The sequence below is a fragment of the Pseudanabaena sp. PCC 9330 genome, from assembly GCF_055795045.1.
In genome coordinates this window covers 444787-460465 of sequence record NZ_JAYFES010000115.1, presented here as the reverse complement: position 1 = coordinate 460465, position 15679 = coordinate 444787, and the positions used below count along the sequence as shown (strand labels likewise).

16 protein-coding genes are annotated in these 15679 nt (G+C 57.9%); 12 read left to right on the top strand and 4 right to left on the bottom strand.

Annotated features, from left to right (window positions below; all coding sequences use genetic code 11):
• Positions 1–116 precede the first annotated feature (116 nt).
• The 4 genes from ndhI (at position 117) to AC0QKW_RS19330 (ending at position 2785) form a co-directional block, all read left to right on the top strand.
• A complete protein-coding gene (gene ndhI / locus AC0QKW_RS19345; RefSeq protein ID WP_473153010.1) occupies positions 117–740 on the top strand; it encodes an NAD(P)H-quinone oxidoreductase subunit I in 624 nt (207 codons plus the stop codon).
• Positions 741–821: 81 nt separating this feature from the next.
• Positions 822–1436, top strand: coding sequence for an NADH-quinone oxidoreductase subunit J (locus tag AC0QKW_RS19340; protein ID WP_473152724.1), 615 nt, complete (start codon positions 822–824; stop codon positions 1434–1436).
• Between the two features lie 116 nt (positions 1437–1552).
• A complete protein-coding gene (nuoK, locus tag AC0QKW_RS19335; protein ID WP_473152723.1) occupies positions 1553–1858 on the top strand; it encodes an NADH-quinone oxidoreductase subunit NuoK in 306 nt (101 codons plus the stop codon).
• A gap of 6 nt (positions 1859–1864) precedes the next feature.
• Positions 1865–2785 (top strand): NAD(+) kinase, encoded by a 921-nt coding sequence (locus AC0QKW_RS19330; RefSeq protein WP_473152722.1) that lies wholly within the window; start codon positions 1865–1867, stop codon positions 2783–2785.
• A 262-nt stretch (positions 2786–3047) separates the two neighbouring features.
• Here AC0QKW_RS19330 and AC0QKW_RS19325 read toward each other — a convergent pair whose 3' ends face one another.
• Positions 3048–4130: a PIN/TRAM domain-containing protein gene (locus tag AC0QKW_RS19325; protein ID WP_473152721.1), complete on the bottom strand. Its 1083-nt coding sequence runs from the start codon at positions 4128–4130 to the stop codon at positions 3048–3050.
• 201 nt (positions 4131–4331) lie between these two features.
• Here AC0QKW_RS19325 and AC0QKW_RS19320 point away from each other — a divergent pair, with 201 nt between their 5' ends.
• A complete protein-coding gene (locus tag AC0QKW_RS19320; protein ID WP_473152720.1) occupies positions 4332–5456 on the top strand; it encodes a histidinol-phosphate transaminase in 1125 nt (374 codons plus the stop codon).
• 32 nt (positions 5457–5488) lie between these two features.
• Here AC0QKW_RS19320 and AC0QKW_RS19315 read toward each other — a convergent pair whose 3' ends face one another.
• Positions 5489–5953: a hypothetical protein gene (locus tag AC0QKW_RS19315; protein WP_473152719.1), complete on the bottom strand. Its 465-nt coding sequence runs from the start codon at positions 5951–5953 to the stop codon at positions 5489–5491.
• Positions 5954–6305: 352 nt separating this feature from the next.
• Entirely contained in the window at positions 6306–6848 is a 543-nt protein-coding gene (locus tag AC0QKW_RS19310; RefSeq protein ID WP_473152718.1) for a GNAT family N-acetyltransferase, read from the bottom strand.
• Between the two features lie 246 nt (positions 6849–7094).
• Between AC0QKW_RS19310 and AC0QKW_RS19305 the strand changes: the two genes are divergently transcribed.
• On the top strand, positions 7095–8093 hold the full coding sequence (locus tag AC0QKW_RS19305) for a hypothetical protein (protein WP_473152717.1): 999 nt from the start codon (positions 7095–7097) through the stop codon (positions 8091–8093).
• 212 nt (positions 8094–8305) lie between these two features.
• Here the strand turns inward: AC0QKW_RS19305 and AC0QKW_RS19300 are convergent, their stop codons facing one another.
• Positions 8306–9355 carry an MBL fold metallo-hydrolase gene (locus tag AC0QKW_RS19300; protein WP_473152716.1) on the bottom strand — a complete coding sequence of 350 codons (1050 nt, stop codon included), beginning with the start codon at positions 9353–9355 and terminating at the stop codon, positions 8306–8308.
• 224 nt (positions 9356–9579) lie between these two features.
• Between AC0QKW_RS19300 and AC0QKW_RS19295 the strand changes: the two genes are divergently transcribed.
• The 6 genes from AC0QKW_RS19295 (at position 9580) to AC0QKW_RS19270 (ending at position 15641) form a co-directional block, all read left to right on the top strand.
• Complete coding sequence (locus tag AC0QKW_RS19295) at positions 9580–10965, top strand: sensor histidine kinase (protein WP_473152715.1); 1386 nt, start codon at positions 9580–9582, stop codon at positions 10963–10965.
• 191 nt (positions 10966–11156) lie between these two features.
• On the top strand, positions 11157–11480 hold the full coding sequence (locus AC0QKW_RS19290; RefSeq protein WP_473152714.1) for a phasin family protein: 324 nt from the start codon (positions 11157–11159) through the stop codon (positions 11478–11480).
• Positions 11481–11755: 275 nt separating this feature from the next.
• Positions 11756–12424 (top strand): MarC family protein, encoded by a 669-nt coding sequence (locus AC0QKW_RS19285; RefSeq protein WP_473152713.1) that lies wholly within the window; start codon positions 11756–11758, stop codon positions 12422–12424.
• A gap of 221 nt (positions 12425–12645) precedes the next feature.
• Positions 12646–13323 (top strand): HD-GYP domain-containing protein, encoded by a 678-nt coding sequence (locus tag AC0QKW_RS19280; RefSeq protein ID WP_473152712.1) that lies wholly within the window; start codon positions 12646–12648, stop codon positions 13321–13323.
• A 187-nt stretch (positions 13324–13510) separates the two neighbouring features.
• Positions 13511–14254, top strand: a complete 744-nt coding sequence (locus tag AC0QKW_RS19275; RefSeq protein WP_473152711.1) for a Uma2 family endonuclease — start codon at positions 13511–13513, stop codon at positions 14252–14254.
• Positions 14255–14288: 34 nt separating this feature from the next.
• The gene (locus AC0QKW_RS19270) at positions 14289–15641 is read left to right on the top strand and encodes a helix-hairpin-helix domain-containing protein (RefSeq protein ID WP_473152710.1); all 1353 of its coding nucleotides are present in this window, start codon (positions 14289–14291) and stop codon (positions 15639–15641) included.
• Positions 15642–15679: the final 38 nt, after the last annotated feature.

Sequence of the window (15679 nt, the reverse complement as noted above, 5' to 3'; positions counted from 1 at the left end):
TCTGGGGATGTTGTTTTACCCTGTAGGTAGTAATCCCTAGAGAGCTTTAAGCCACCTTTTACCAGCGACCGACGCCCCATCGCCAACCTGTAACCATCTGGAGGTCACCGCCCATGTTGGGTTTTCTCAAACAAGTCAGCGACTACGCCAAAGAAAGCTTGCAGGCGGCCAAATACATCGGCCAGGGGCTATCAGTCACCTTTGACCACATGAGCCGCCGCCCGATCACGGTGCAGTACCCCTACGAAAAGCTGATTCCCTCGGAGCGGTATCGGGGTCGCATTCACTTTGAGTTTGACAAGTGCATTGCCTGCGAGGTCTGTGTGCGGGTATGCCCCATCAACCTGCCCGTGGTGGATTGGGAGTTTGACAAGACCACCAAGAAAAAGGATCTCAAGCACTACAGCATCGACTTTGGGGTCTGTATTTTTTGCGGCAACTGCGTGGAGTATTGCCCCACCAACTGCTTGTCAATGACCGAAGAGTATGAGCTGGCGGCCTACGATCGCCACGAACTCAACTACGACAACGTTGCCCTCGGTCGCCTACCCTACAAGGTCACCCAAGATCCCATGGTTACCCCCATGCGCGAACTGGCCTATCTTCCCAAGGGCGTGATGGATCCTCACGATCTGCCTGCTAACGCGCGACGGGCCGGTCAAATGCCCCAGGAAATTTTAGAAGCCGCCCAGGCCAAGGAAAAGTCTGAGGCCAAGCCCGATGCAGGCAGTGCTGGCTAATCACTCTGTAGGGTTCCGTGGTACATTCGCGTTGGCTACCACGGCTGTCATAGCTCGATTGTTTATCAGGAGTTCAAAACTGTGACGCTAGCGGAAGGGGTACAACTGGTTGCCTTTGGCATTTTGACCATGATGACGCTGGGGGGTGCCCTGGGGGTCGTGCTGTTAGACAACATCGTCTACTCAGCGTTTTTGCTGGGGGGGGTGTTTACCAGTCTATCGGGTCTCTATATTTTGCTCAACGCTGGCTTTGTGGCGGCAGCGCAGGTGCTGGTCTACGTCGGTGCCGTCAGCGTCCTCATCCTGTTTGGGATCATGCTGGTGAATAAAGAGCAGCCCTTTACCCCAATCAAGCAAGCCTGGGTAGGTAAAGTCGCAGCCGGTGGAGTTTGCGTTGGTCTGTTTGCCCTGCTGGCCGCGTCCACGCTGAACACCCCTTGGGCGATTTCTAGCGAAGTGGCCAGCGGTGACATGGCAACCGTCGCCATTGGCATCCACTTTTTCACCGATTACCTGCTGCCCTTTGAGCTAGCGTCGGTGCTGCTGTTGATTGCGCTGATTGGGGCGATCGTGCTGGCCCGCCGCGAGTTTATTCCCGATGCCGCACCCGGCGAGCCAGAGTCGGAAGCGCTACAGCTGCCCGAGCGTCCTCGCGAACTGGTATCTTCCATCTCTATCCCTGACGCCGATAGCTAACCGCTGCCAAAGACCCTAAAAAAACTCTGGGACGTTGGCCAGATTCTCTAGCGATCGCCAGACATAACCCTGGGATCTCTCCATTTTTCCACCCCATCACCCCCTCTGCCCTAGCCATGCAACTTGAGTACTTCCTCCTTGTCGCCGCCGCCCTATTTTGCATTGGGGTCTATGGCCTGGTCATCAGCCGCAACGTGATCCGCGTACTGATGTCCATCGAGCTGATGCTGAACGCGGTGAATCTGAATCTGCTGGCATTCTCCAACTATCTCGACCCGGTGGGCATTAATGGTCAGGTGTTTGCGGTGTTTGTGATTAGCATTGCGGCGGCTGAGGCGGCGGTGGGCCTAGCGATCGTGCTGTCGATCTATCGCAACCGCGACACCGTCGATATGGAGCAGTTCAACCTGCTGAAGTGGTAACTCACTTTGCAACTCGATCAAGTCATTATCGTCCACAAGGCCGGAAATCGCCTGAGCCAGCAGTGGGCTGGCAAGTGTGCTCAGCAGCTAGAGGCCCAGGGCAGCAGGGTGCTGCGCGGCCCCAGCGGGCCGAAGGATAACCCCTACCCGGTATTTTTAGCGTCGGTCAGCCAGCCCATCAACCTGGCGATCGTGTTTGGTGGCGATGGTACTGCCCTTAGCGCTGCCCGCAGCCTGGCCGCAGAGAACATCCCCATTCTGGCGGTGAATATTGGCGGGCACCTGGGGTTTTTGACCGAAAGCTCTGAGGAGATGGACGACACTGAGGCCGTGTGGGAGCGGCTCAGGAGCGATCGCTTTGCCGTGCAGCGCCGCATGATGCTCCAGGCCCGTATCTATGAAGGCCATCGTACTAACCTTGATCCAGTGAGCGATGCCTACCTGGCCCTCAACGAAATCAGCATTAAGCCTGCTTCCCCCGATCGCATGATCACCTCCCACCTCGAAATGGAGATCGACGGGGAAGTGGTCGATCAGTACCAGGGCGACGGTCTGCTGATTAGCACCCCCACCGGCTCTACGGGCTACACCGTGGCCGCTGGCGGCCCAATCATTCATCCGGGCATGGATGCGATCGTGGTAACGCCCATTTGTCCGCTCAGTTTGTCTAGCCGCCCCATCGTGCTGCCCCCCGGTTCGGTGGTCAGCGTCTGGCCCCTGGCCGACCCAGACCTGACCACTAAATTGTGGACTGACGGTGTTTTGGGTACGGCCATCTGGCCCGGACAACGGGTAGATGTGCGCATGGCCGAGGCTATGGCCCAGTTCATCATTCTGCGGCAAGACCATTCCTACTACGGTACCCTGCGCAATAAGCTTAACTGGGCCGGCACCCGCATTACCTACACCAACAACGACCGTAATTAGGGCTCCTACGAAAATTTCTAGGATCAGTAGATCGCAAAGTCCCTGCACCCCTCACCCCCAGCCCCTCTCCCAAGAGGAGAGGGGAGCCGGAAGCTGCCTTCAAAGTCCCTCTCCCAAAGGGAGAGGGATTTAGAGTGAGGGCTGGCTCGCGGCAAAAGAGCGCGTTTGTGATCTACTGAGGATCAGAAGATAACTGTATCCTTCCAGCGACTGTAGCCGCTGAAAGGTGGGCACTGACTGCTATTCAATCCTTTGAGGAAACTTAGGAGGCCACCATCGAGGTTTTGGGTCTAGCAAATATCATGCGACCAGCAGAGGTTTGCAGCGACCCGGTCACGACCACCTCTAGATCTTCGCCGATGTAGCCACGGCCCTCTTCGACCACCACCATGGTGCCGTCGTTGAGATAGCCCACCCCCTGGGAGGGCTCTTTGCCCTCCTTGAGAATTTTTAGATCAATGTCGTCGCCGGGCAGGTAAGCGGGGCGAATCGCCTGGGCTAGGTCGTTGATATTGAGCACTTCCACATTTTGAAAGCTGGCGACTTTATTTAGGTTGTAGTCATTGGTCAGCAGCATGGCATTGAGCTCTTGAGCCAGCTTCACCAGTTTGGCATCGACCGTCGAGATATCGTCATAGTCAACGGAGTTGATCAGCAGGCGGTTAGGGTAGGCTTCGCGAATGCGGTTGAGCACATCTAGCCCTCGCCGACCGCGATCGCGCTTTTGGTCGTTGCTGGCGTCGGCTACGTTTTGCAGCTCTTGCAGCACAAACTGGGGCACCAGCAGCTGCCCTTCTAAAAAGCCCGTATCCATCAGGCCCTCAATGCGACCATCGATAATACAGCTGGTATCGAGCACCTTGGTTTTGCTAGATTTGAGGGTGCCCTCGGCCACCAGAGTAGACTCTAGCGTGCTGGGGCTGATCAGACGCAGCAGCGATCGCCCATGGGTATCGGCTAGGTTCATACCCGAGACGGCGAACAGTACGCTGCCCAGCACCGCTGTCATCGGTTTAATGAAACCAAACTCTGAGGGAATCGGCAGCAAAAACAGCGGTGCCAGCATCAGGTTGGCGATCAGCAGACCCAGCACCAAACCCACGGCGCGGGTGAGCAGGCGATCGGGCGGAAGCTCTTTGATTTGGCGCTCTAGGCGGCGGTAGCTAGTCTGCATGACTAGGCCCAGTCCGGTGCCGATTAGCCCGCCAAATACAGCGGTGACCGCCCCCAGCGCCTCAATGTTAGTCACCTGCTGCAAAATGGGCTGGGGCAACAGATCGATGCTGTAAAACCCAATGCCCGCCCCGGCCAGGATAAATGAAAATACAATCAGTGCGTCTAGCATGGTGGTCTGCGGTTCTGGCCTTGATTTTGCAGCGGCTACAGGCTATCTGCCTACAACTCCCAGTGTACTCCCCTAGATCAAAAGCGCCAGAATAGACGCAAGAGGGCAGTTAAGCTGGCAAAAGTATACCGCTAATAGCCGTTTCCCTAGCCGCCCTACTGACTCTGCAATAATGGGGGGGTTATTGCACTTGCGTTCTCCATGGCTTTGCCCTTTTTGCGATCGGCGGTGGTTCAGCTAGCGGCCTACCAGCCCCACGTTGAGTCAGCCGATGACCCGGCCCCCGCCAGTCTCGATATTCTCGATACCAACGAGTGCCCCTACGACCTGCCCGAGGCGCTGAAAGCAAAGTTGGCCTGGCATCTGCACCACGACATTGCTGCCAACCGCTACCCCGACGGTGGTCATGGGCCGTTAAAAGCTGCGATCGCCCAGTACGTCAGCGAATCGGCTGCCGGAGCCGACTTTAAGGCTGACCACATTTCCGTCGGCAACGGCTCTGACGAGCTGATTCGCTCGCTGCTGATCGCCACCTGTGTTGGTGGTGAAGGGTCGATTTTGGTGGCCAACCCCACCTTCTCGATGTACGGCATTCTGGCCCGCACCCTGGGCATTGGTGTGGTGACAGTGGGACGCAGCGAGGACAGGTTTGAAGTAGATCTGGCCGCAGCCCAGCAAGCCATTGACCAGCCCCAGGCCGCACCCGTGCGAGCGGTATTTATGGTGCATCCTAACTCCCCCACTGGCAATGCCCTCACCGCTGCCGAGGTAGACTGGCTCACCGCCTTGCCCCCCGAAATCCTCGTGGTGGTGGATGAAGCCTACTTTGAGTTCAGTCAGCAGACCACCGTGGCAGAAGTGCTAACTCGACCCAACTGGGTGGTTATGAGAACCTTCTCGAAAGCCTTTCGCCTGGCGGCTTACCGGGTGGGCTACACCGTGGCCAATCCAGAGCTGACCCAGGCGTTGGAGAAAGTGCGATTGCCCTACAACCTACCCAGCCTCACCCAGGCGGCAGCCCAGATCGCCCTAGCCCACCGCCAAGAGCTGCTGGCGGTGGTGCCCGAGATTCAGCAGCAGCGGCGAGAACTGGCCCATGCGATCGCCCAGCACACACCCCTGCGTCTCTGGCCTAGCGATGCCAACTTTCTCTACGGACGCCCTCCGGTGCAGGCAAACCAGCCCCTCAATGCAGAGCTAGAGCGCTGGTTTAACAACTTGCGGCGTCAGGGCACGCTGGTGCGTCACACGGGCGGCGGTCTGCGAATTACCATCGGCACTCCGGCAGAAAACCAGCGCACTCTTACCCACATGCAGCAGCTTTAAACTTCTCGGTAGGGGCACTGCATGTCATGCCCCTACACCAACGCCCGAGCCCGACGGACGGTGTAGGGCAACACCCCCACCAGCAGGGCAAAAGCCTCATCTGGCACCTGGTCGACAATGCTCTGGTCAAAGTAACTCTTGAACTGTTCAAGGATCAGCTGAGCGCGATCGACCGGAACTGGCTTATCGGTAAAGTTTTGGGTCAGTCGCACCCACTGAAGGCGAATCTTAAGCGCCTTTTGCTGGGCCTCGGCGGAGTCAGGCTCAATCAGCGATAGGCTGCCCAAAGGAATAACTGCTCGACAGTCGGCATCTAGACCGCCGCCGACCGCCGCCCCCGGCCCAGCAAACTCGGTATAAAACTCCTTGTGAATAATCAACCCATTGCGACGACGGCTATTGACGACCCACAGATCGCCGCCACGAATTTTTGTCAGAATATCGTCGTCCTCTGACATCAGCAGGCTTGACTCAGAAAGAGGATGGAAGCGACTCACGGGACTAACCGAAGGAAGGCTCGGCGTGGAGGAGCGATGAGGAACCTCATGGGAGTGTAGAGAACTCCCGTAGGTTGACGCTGAGATATTCTGCTGAAACTTAGAAAACATCCCCGTCACATAGTACTGACAACAGACCGATGAATCGATGCGCCACGACCTGCTAACTTTTAGCGCCTTAACTTTTAGCGCTCTGGTCACCTGAGTTCTGTAGATTACCTTAAGGTCGGCAGATCATCATTCTAGGGTAAATGCCCTAGACTCCTGGGCAGAAATGTTCAGATGCCCTGAAGGAGGAGTGAATTTCTTCCCTAAGAGTTTGAGGTTTCAATAAAGTCGTCGAGGGACGCGGCTACTGGAGACGGATCGGCAGCGGCAGCAGAGCTTTGTGTAGCAGCAGTCTACGGGCCTGGAGTCCAATCCATGAAGCTGGCGAGTCTTCGGCTTGCAGGGTTAAGAACCCAGCATCTCGGTAGAGCGCCCGGGCAGCGGGGTTGTCTTCCATCACGTGGAGGCGCAGCTCATCGATCTGCCACTCTCGAGCCACCTGTTCACAGGACTTTAGCAGTGCAGTAGCAATGCCTCGGCGTCTAAATCTCTGGCCTACGGCCAGATTGGAGATATATCCGTGACGATCGCCCTGCCAAGGCCAAGGCGATCGCAGCGCAATCTCAATCGTACCGGCAATCTTGGCCTCGCCCGCCGAAGTCAGCACGGCGGCCAGACAGACATAGCGTGGCGAGTCAGCCCGCAGCCGCTGTTTTAGATCTTCTTGTATGCCTAGACGAATAAAGGGATAGATCAACTGCCGCCAGCCCTCAGCCTCATAGAAGCTAGCAGTGATGACATCAGTCAACCGATCGATGTCATACAGATTGGCAGGGCGAATCTGCACCGGCAATTGAGCACATGTCGACTGGGACGGAAGATGAGGGTCAGTCTGTACCATCGGCCTCTGGGGCGAACACAACTTTGTGCCCCTAACGGGCATGTCTTGCTAGATGGAATACCTTAAGACAATATACCCTCCTATTCTTGCCCCAGGGCGGTCGGGGCTCGGGCCAGCAATTTTTAATCAAAGGATTACTATCATGGGATAGATAGAGCGATCGCCCCATAGATTTTTGGAGAGTTCGTGCGGGTGAGATCACCTCTGGCCACAGCCAACTCCTTATTTTTAACCAACCAACCTCACCACCGCGCCCCTAAACTGCTGTGGCCGTTGGCCGCCGTAGTCTCAGTGGTAAGTCATGGCCTAGCCCTAGGCTTGGTGCGCACCCTCACGCTGCAAACCCCAGCCTTGCCAGCGGGGGAGATGGCACCGGTACCGATTCAGCTCGTTACCCTACCCACACCAGATCAGCTTCCAGGCCAGCCGCCAGAAAGTACCGGTGCGTCGATTGTTTCTACCCCGGTCACTCCGGTCGCTGAGCCCGCTGAGTCCCCTATGGCAGTGGCTCCCCAGACTGCTCCCATGGTCAGTGCCCGCCCACCCGCTGCCCTGCCAGAGCCAACTCGCCCCTTTATAGAGCCTTTTGTCTCGGCACCACCCTCGACCGTGGCGAGTCGTCCTGGGGCTGCGCCGAGGCCCAGCCCCCAACCCCCAACCGTTACCCCTGAGCCGCCTCGTCCCGCTTCACAACCTGTTCGTCCGTCCGCCGGTACTGCGCCCCCTCAGGTAGAGGCCCCGCCGTCGGTCACACCAGGGCCCGCTGCCCCCCCAGCAGATTTACCTGGAGCTGCGACCCCTGACCCCGGAGGCAGCTCGGGCGAGGGTGGGCAGGTAGTACCCGTAGGGCTACGCCCTAACCCCCAGGGTAGAGATGTGCCTGAGATTCCGCCTCAGCTACTGGGTAGCAACACCATCGCCATTCAGCCCTTGGCCTCAACCTGTGGGTTTACTAACTTAGCCGCCCTGCTGGGCGGAATGGGGGCGACCACGGTGCAAATGCAGATTCGGGTAGAGACCAGCGGCGAGATCTCTCAGGTCAGGCTGTTGCAGGGCACGGGCAACAGCGCGGTGGACGATTTAGTCGGCTGTGTGGTGAAGCAACGCCTGCGGCTACAGCCAGCTAGCTCAGCGGGGGTGCCCCAGCTCACCGATGCCTTCATTCTCGATGCGCGCATCCAGTTTTTCTAGGCGGGAGACCCAAAGCCTGAGCGCAGCCTATCTGCAAGACAGACAACTGCGCTCGGCCCTCGGCTCATGAAGGTTGAGCGCAGTCGAAACCTGGCTTCTGGGTAGACCGTTAGCCCGCAGAGCCCCTAGGGCGTGCCACGCCCGTTCAAACAACAGGCTAGGGGCTGTAACCTCTGGCCCTTGGGCCATACACGACTAATTGATGACAGCCCCTAAGACTCAAACCCAAAATCCCAGACAATCGGCTCCCAGCCGTAGGCACTGCCTTGGGCGCGCACGTGGCCGAGGCCAGGGAAGGGCATGTGGGGCACCAGCAGCATACGGCGATCGCCCACGACGGTATCCAGCAGCTGTTTCCGCGTTGCCACACCCTGGGTGGGATCGGTGTCAAACACCACTTCCCAGTCGGGGTTTTCCAGGTTGAGGGGGTCGCTAAAGAACACATCGCCGGTGGCTAGCAGGCTGTCGTCACCGGAGGTGATTAGGTAAGCGGCCTGACCGGGGGTATGGCCCACCGACGGCACCGACACAACGCCGGGGATGATCTCATCGCCCAGGGCAAAGCGGGTGGTGCGGTCGGCGATCGCCCCCAGCCATTCCTGCGCTACGCCCACCAGAGTCGCCTGGGTATCCTCATCCACCAGAGTGTTGGGCATATCCACCGTCGTCGCTGTCCAAAAATCCCACTCTGGCTCAGAGATGTAATAGCTGGCGTTGGCAAACACCGGGTCGCCGCTGGCGTCGAGAATGCCACCAATGTGGTCGGGGTGGGCGTGGGTGACAATGATCGTGTCAATGCTGTCGGGGGCAATGCCCGCCGCTTCGAGATTGCTAGCCAGATAGCCCACAGTGGGGCCAAAGGTGTTGCCTGCCCCGCTGTCGATCAGCACCCGGTGCTCGGCAGTCTCCAAATACAGCACATTGAGGTGGGCCAAGACATTGTCAGTTGGCAAAAAGTTGTCCGCTAGGGCGGCGGCGGCGGCATCAGGATCGGCATTGGGCACAAAGAACCCCACGGGAAACGTCAGTGTACCGTCGCTCACCACCATGGCTCTATAGTCGCCCACGGTGAAGCGGTAGGTGGTGGCATTGGTGGGGGTTGCCCGTTCTACAGCGGGCTCAGCCTGGGCCAAGGCTGTCAAAGGCTGCCCGCCCAGCCAGAGGGAAAGGCCAAAGGCCATGGTAGCGACTAAGGTGATCAGGCCCCATCGCTTGAGGCCCCACCGCGTTGAACGCTTTGTAGCAGCTAGAAAATTGGGCACGGATCGTCTCCTCAGTACAATGTCAGGCTGATATCGGGGAATTGCCTCCAATATGCTCATCTATGGTAGGACAGAAGGTTTGTCGCTGCAGGTTGCTGGATTAGGATAGAGCTAGCGATCGCCGCCCATCTCGTCCAGAAAGGAACGTCATCAGGTCTCTGGTCTGTCAAGCGCTGCTGCAGGGCAAGGTTCTCTATGGTTGGCGATAATTACCCTAGATGTCTATGTTTCAGGCGACTCGGCGGCGACTGGCGCTTTGGTATACGGCGGTAACAGCGGTGCTGCTGCTGCTGTTTGCCAGCGGATTTTACCTCTACGTGCGCACCACTCTGGTTGAGCGAGTCGATGACACCCTCAACCATGTGGTAGAGATTGTGGAGCGATCGCTCGTCATCGAACCCGCCACCGCAGGCGATCGTATCTTCACCACCGTCGATGCCGACGGCCCTCCAGTACGGGTGAATGTTGAGGCCAGCTTTCGCGACAACGCCCGAGCCGTCGAAGACGACCACATTGACCTAGAGTGGTTTGGCCCCGGTGGACAGTTGCTGTGGTCAACCTTTTCAGAGGTAAGCCCTGTACCCCTGCACGTCAACCCGGCAGGCGAAACGGTGCGAGTGGGTCAAGAAACCTTTTTTCGCCAGATCACCGAGCGGGTGCAGGCCGGCGGCCAGGTGCTGGGCTACCTGCGAGTCAGCCACCCCTGGTTTGAGGTCACGAAACCCAGCCGCAGGCTGATTGTGGACCTGGCCCTGGGCATCAGTTTGATGGTCGGGGCAGTGGCGGCGATCGGCTGGCTGCTCTCGGGCATTGCCATGGCCCCGGTGCGTGACTCCTACCAACAGCTCAAGCAGTTCACGGCCGACGCCTCCCACGAGCTGCGCAACCCGATCGCCGTGATTCAGACCAATGCTCAGGTGGCGCTGTCAGATCCTCACCCCGATGTCGAGATTCAGCAAAAGCAGTTTCAGGTGATCGAGCGGCTCACCCGGCGACTGGGGCGGCTGGTGGATGACCTACTGTTTCTTGCCCGCCAGGAGAGCGGCCTGATTGCCTTCACCCCGGCTTCCCTCAGCCTGGAGGGGCTGCTAGAGGAGGTGATAGAAGAACAGCAGGTGATGGCCAACGAACACCAGATCTCTCTACAGGTAAATGTGGCTGAAGATAGTTCTGGCAAACCACGGTCTAAACACACCGCGTTATTGGCTGCCCCCCCCACCGCCAGTTCCACGATTTTGGGCGATCCGGGCCAGCTCACTCGGCTGTTTACCAATTTGATCAGCAATGCGGTGCAGTACACCCCCGACGGCGGCACCGTGACGGTGCAGGTCAAGCCCACTAAGCACCAGGGGCAGGCAGCCGTACAGGTGACGGTGCTAGATACGGGCATTGGCATGAGTAGCGAGGCGCTGGCCCACGTTTTTGACCGTTTTTACCGGGCCGATCGCTCTAGAATGCGCAGTGGAGAGCAGGGGACGGGGCTGGGCTTGGCGATCGCTAAGGTGATCGTCGACACCCATCGCGGCCACATTCACCTCGACAGCCAGCCGGGGAAGGGCACGGTGGTGACAGTGGTATTGCCCCAGGGAAGCAGGGGCCTAGGAGAATAACCGCTTAGATTCCAGGCCACCCGTTTTGCATCCTGCCTGGGCATCCGTCAGGTTCGGTACGGCTTTCTATACCCGGCGTTTTGAGAATCTCTGACAGAATAGACGGGTGGCTGACAAGCCGTTGAATCTGCGCTAAACATCCACAGACGGCGCATGACTTGCCTGCCCCCGCATACAACAAGGAGAGTTTCATGGATACCAACAACCTTTTGCGCCAGCTCCTGATGATTGGCGTGGGCACGACCTCTCTGGTAGCGGAGCGAGTCAAGGTGGTGGCCGAAGAGTGGGTGCGCGAAGGCAAGTTCAACCCTGACCAGGCTAGAACACTGGTGGATGAAGTAATGGCCCAGATGAACGAGGGCAACGGCGCGCTAGAAGACCAGTTTCAGCGGCTGTTTCGCAACACTCTGCAAGACTTAGGCGTACCTCGTCAGGCCGAAATGGACGAGCTGCGCGGACGGCTCGATCGCCTAGAGCGCCAGGTACGCGATCTGGAAAACCGAGCTTGGAAGTAGCCTATTGAGCCGTCGAGGTCTTCGAGGGCAAAGACGTGGGGATCGGGGTCTTGCACCCACAGCCAGTGTCTCCTCCAGGGGGTGGCGTTGAGGGGCAATTATAGGATGAGGGCGTCGGCCTTTGCGCCCTGCTCAGCTGAGGCCGCAGCCTTGGATCCGCAAATGCAAGGTCAAGGAGGGCTGCCCTACCTCTGCTAGGGTCAGGAGATACGACGTCGGCAGTGAGAAGGGCTACACTCAGCATCAGACTATGAGTTTTCTCGGGCCAGTCATCGGTGCAAATTCTCCTTGACTTTATGGTGGGCAGCTTTGCGGCTCTGTTTCCGGTGGTAGACCCCATTGGCGCGGTGCCGATCTTTTTGGTGCTCACTACAGGAATTCCGGCCAGTTTGCGCAATCGCTATGCCCTGAATATTGCCCGTAACGTGGTGGTGCTGCTGATTGGCAGTGTACTGGTGGGGGGCAGCGTGCTGCGGTTTTTTGGCGTCTCGCTGGCGGTGGTGCGGATTGCCGGGGGCATTGTGGTCTTCCATGCCGCCTGGAAAGCGATGAACTCTGACCCCAAGCTCAACGAGGTGGATAATCAAGATGCAGTCCACCGACTCGATGAGCATAAAGATATTTCGTTTATGCCGATGACTATACCGCTGCTGGCGGGGCCGGGGGCGATCGCCGTGGCGCTGGGTCTGGCCGCTCAGGCGGGAGGCGACCTATCGGTATCGACGGCGATTAATCTGCTAGTGATCGCCGCCGCTATTCTGCTGATTGGCATCGTGATTTACCTGTCGCTGCGATCGTCTACGCTACTGCTCAAAGTACTGGGGGCTAGCGGCATTCAGGCCATGAGTCGGCTGCTAGGCCTGTTTGTAATGGCGATCGGGGTGCAGCTCATTTTAAACGGGTTGGCCGACTGGTTGGCCTCGCTCAACCGGGTCTTGCCCTAAGGCGTCGGGCAGCCGCGTTGGCAATCGGTTTTTTGACTTAAACTTGGGATGTTCCCTGAAAAAGTTCATACCCTCAACGATTCGGCAATTGAGGTTGGGTGCGGATCCAAGCCAGCGCTCGAGCAGTCTTTCGCTGTTCTCAAAGCCCTTGAGAGGGTAAAGCTTGATTTGGCGCTGCTGCATGTCATTGACCGCCAGCCTACCCTGGGAATTCTCAACCTATGAGCTATCCAAGCTTTCATAGCTTTATTAAACTTTTGCGCAGTCTGCTTAAGCGCAGACAGCCTATTTTGTTCGAGGAATCTATTTTTCTAGCCGATCTCTGTTTGGCCTATGGCACCATTGCAGGACTGAGCGATCGCGACAAAAAAACGCTGTTTTTAGCTGCCCACTTTAAAAACTTGGGTGCCATTTACCTCGAAGACTACAACCTCAAGCAACAGTACGCCGACCATAGCCAAGTCATCACTCAGATGGAGACTCTGTTCAACGCCAGCGCTCAACTGGCCAAAGACGCCGGGCTAGACGAGGTAGCCACAGTACTAGAGCAGTATCATCTGCGAGCTATTCCTGAAAATACGCTGGCCCGCATCTTTCAAGTGCTCAACGCCTGGGTGTCGTGCCGCCAGCGCAAGGGCTGGCGTAGCTCTATGAGCGACAAAGAGGCATTGATTATTCTCAAGCAGCGTGCCGAAATGAAATGGTCTGATCCCAAGGTGGTGTTTCACTTTATCGAACACCTGTGCCGCTATTCATCGCGACCCGAGCGTCGCCAGGCCTGTACTTTGACTGGGTTTGAGGTGCCGCCCCAAGTACCCGAGGTCAGAGACTACGGCTTTGACACCCTAGAAGACCAGTTTCAGTATCCCCTAGAAGTCGAGCCCGCCAAGGGCATTTAGTCTAGTTAGACTGGGATGTAAATTACAGATAGCGCGATCGCAACTGAGACGTCTTCTGAAAAACAGGCTTTCCTGCTGGGCACGGCCCACCCTACAGCCACCGGATAGCGTTGGACTTTTCTTTCCCTAGAATTCTCCTCAAGTCTCTGTGCAGTGAACGTTGTCTTACCCACCTGGTGCCAGCATTATGGTTCAAACCAACCCCCCGCAAGCGGCCAAGGCCACCTTGCCCACCATGTACGATCTACCCAGCGAAAACCCGGAGGAACCTGGCTTGCCTGACGAGTTTCATCTGCTTCAGCCTGAGTTATTACGTTCAACCTTTCGTCCCCCCGCCTACTCAGCCGATCAGATCTTCTCTGCCAGCGATCTCAACCTCTACTACGACGCTAACCATGTGCAGTGGTACAAACGCCCCGACTGGTTTGGGGTGCTGGGGGTATCTCGCCTCTACAATGATCGCGACCTGCGTCTGAGCTACGTCACCTGGCAAGAAGGCGTTACCCCCTTTGTTGTCGTTGAGCTACTCTCGCCCGGCACCGAGGCCGAGGATCTAGGCCGCACCCTGCGCGATGCTAGCAAACCGCCCAACAAATGGACGGTCTATGAGCAGATATTGAGAATTCCCTATTACATCGTCTTTAACCGCTACACTAACGAGCTACAGGCTTTTGGCCTGATGATGACCCGCTACCAGCCGCTGCCCCTAGAGGGTCTGGGGATATGGTTTGAAGATGCTGAGCTGGGCCTCGGGCTGTGGGCAGGAGAATACCAGGGCATTAGCCGCCTGTGGCTGCGCTGGTATAATCGCGACCAGCAGTGGGTACTCACCCCAACGGAGCAAGAAGCCCAGCGGGCAGAGCAGGAAGCCCAACGGGCCGATCGCCTGGCGGCTCAGCTGAGGGCACTCGGGGTTGAGCCAGAAGCCTAGGGTCTAGACTTGCAGTTTTATCAGGAGGTCAGCCGTGGTCAAAATCCTTAGTCGTCAGTCTCTCGGCGTGCAGCCTGTCTACGACATTGGCGTGGCCCACGATCACAACTTTTTGCTGGCCGATGGCTCGGTGGCGTCTAACTGCTTTAACAAATCGCACTCCACCGCCTACGGGTTTGTCACCTTTCAGACCGCCTACCTGAAAGCCAACTACCCGGTGGAGTACATGGCGGCGCTGCTGACCTCCAACAGCGGTGACCAGGACAAGGTGCAGATGCACATCGGCAACTGCATTGCCATGGGCATTGAGGTGCTGCCGCCCGACATCAACCGATCGCTGGTCGATTTTACCCCCGAGGGCAAGAGCATTTTGTTTGGCCTGTCGGCGGTGCGCAACGTGGGCCTGGGGGCGATCGAGTGCATTCTCAAACACCGCGAGGCAGAGGGGCCGTTTAAGTCGCTGGCAGAGCTGTGCGATCGCGTCGATCTGCACTCTGTCAACCGCCGCGCCCTAGAATCGCTGATTCTCAGCGGGGCGCTCGACCCCATTGACCCCAACCGCAACCAGCTGATGAAGGATCTGGAGCTGGTGATCGACTGGGCCCAGGGCCGCGCGAAGGATCGCGAGATTGGCCAGGGCAACCTATTCGACATGATGGGCGGCGGTGGCGATGCTCAGAACGCCACTCCTTCCACGGGTTATGAAACTGCGCCCAAAGCCGCCTCAGTGGAGGATTTTGAAGCCCAAGAAAAACTCCGCCAGGAAAAGGAGTTACTGGGCTTCTATATCTCTGACCACCCCCTCAAGTCGGTGCAGCGATCGGCGCGGGTGCTGGCCCCGATCAACCTGGCAGAGCTGCACGAGCAGCCCGACAATGTGACCCTGAGTGCGATCGTAATTCTCGCCAGCGTCAAGCCGGTGGTGACCAAGAAGGGTGACAGAATGGCGATCGTGCAGCTTGAGGATCTAACGGGACAGTCCGAAGCCGTGGTCTTTCCCAAATCCTTCGAACGCATTGGGCAGCACATCGTTGCCGACAAGCGGCTGATGATCTGGGGCAAGGTCGATCGCCGCGACGATCGAGTACAGTTCATCATTGACGATGCCGAATCGATCGAAGACGTGCGCATGGTCATGGTCGAGCTCGATCCACGCCTGGCAGGCGACATTGAGCAGCAGCACCGCCTGCGCAACGTGATTCGCAATAACCAGGGCGACGACCCCAAGTATGCCCGCGTGCCGGTAATCGCAGTGATTGGCGGCAACCAGCAGCGCCAGTTTGTGCGCCTGGGAGCCCAGTTTCGAGTGAAGGATCCTGAGGCGGCGGTGACGGCTCTGGTGAATGCAAACTTCCAGGCCAAGGCGACACCACTGATTAGTGCGTGAGAATTTTACGCCAGCCACCGGGCTGCCGGGCATGGAAG

What these genes read in the sequence shown, in the direction of transcription:
- AC0QKW_RS19325 (WP_473152721.1), bottom strand. Translation starts at nt 4,130, where the DNA reads ATGCTAGACGCACTGATTGTATTTTCATTTATCCTGGCCGGGGCGGGC.
- AC0QKW_RS19295 (WP_473152715.1), top strand. Translation starts at nt 9,580, where the DNA reads ATGTTTCAGGCGACTCGGCGGCGACTGGCGCTTTGGTATACGGCGGTA.
- AC0QKW_RS19280 (WP_473152712.1), top strand. Translation starts at nt 12,646, where the DNA reads ATGAGCTATCCAAGCTTTCATAGCTTTATTAAACTTTTGCGCAGTCTG.
- nuoK (WP_473152723.1), top strand. Translation starts at nt 1,553, where the DNA reads ATGCAACTTGAGTACTTCCTCCTTGTCGCCGCCGCCCTATTTTGCATT.
- AC0QKW_RS19275 (WP_473152711.1), top strand. Translation starts at nt 13,511, where the DNA reads ATGGTTCAAACCAACCCCCCGCAAGCGGCCAAGGCCACCTTGCCCACC.
- AC0QKW_RS19320 (WP_473152720.1), top strand. Translation starts at nt 4,332, where the DNA reads ATGGCTTTGCCCTTTTTGCGATCGGCGGTGGTTCAGCTAGCGGCCTAC.
- AC0QKW_RS19290 (WP_473152714.1), top strand. Translation starts at nt 11,157, where the DNA reads ATGGATACCAACAACCTTTTGCGCCAGCTCCTGATGATTGGCGTGGGC.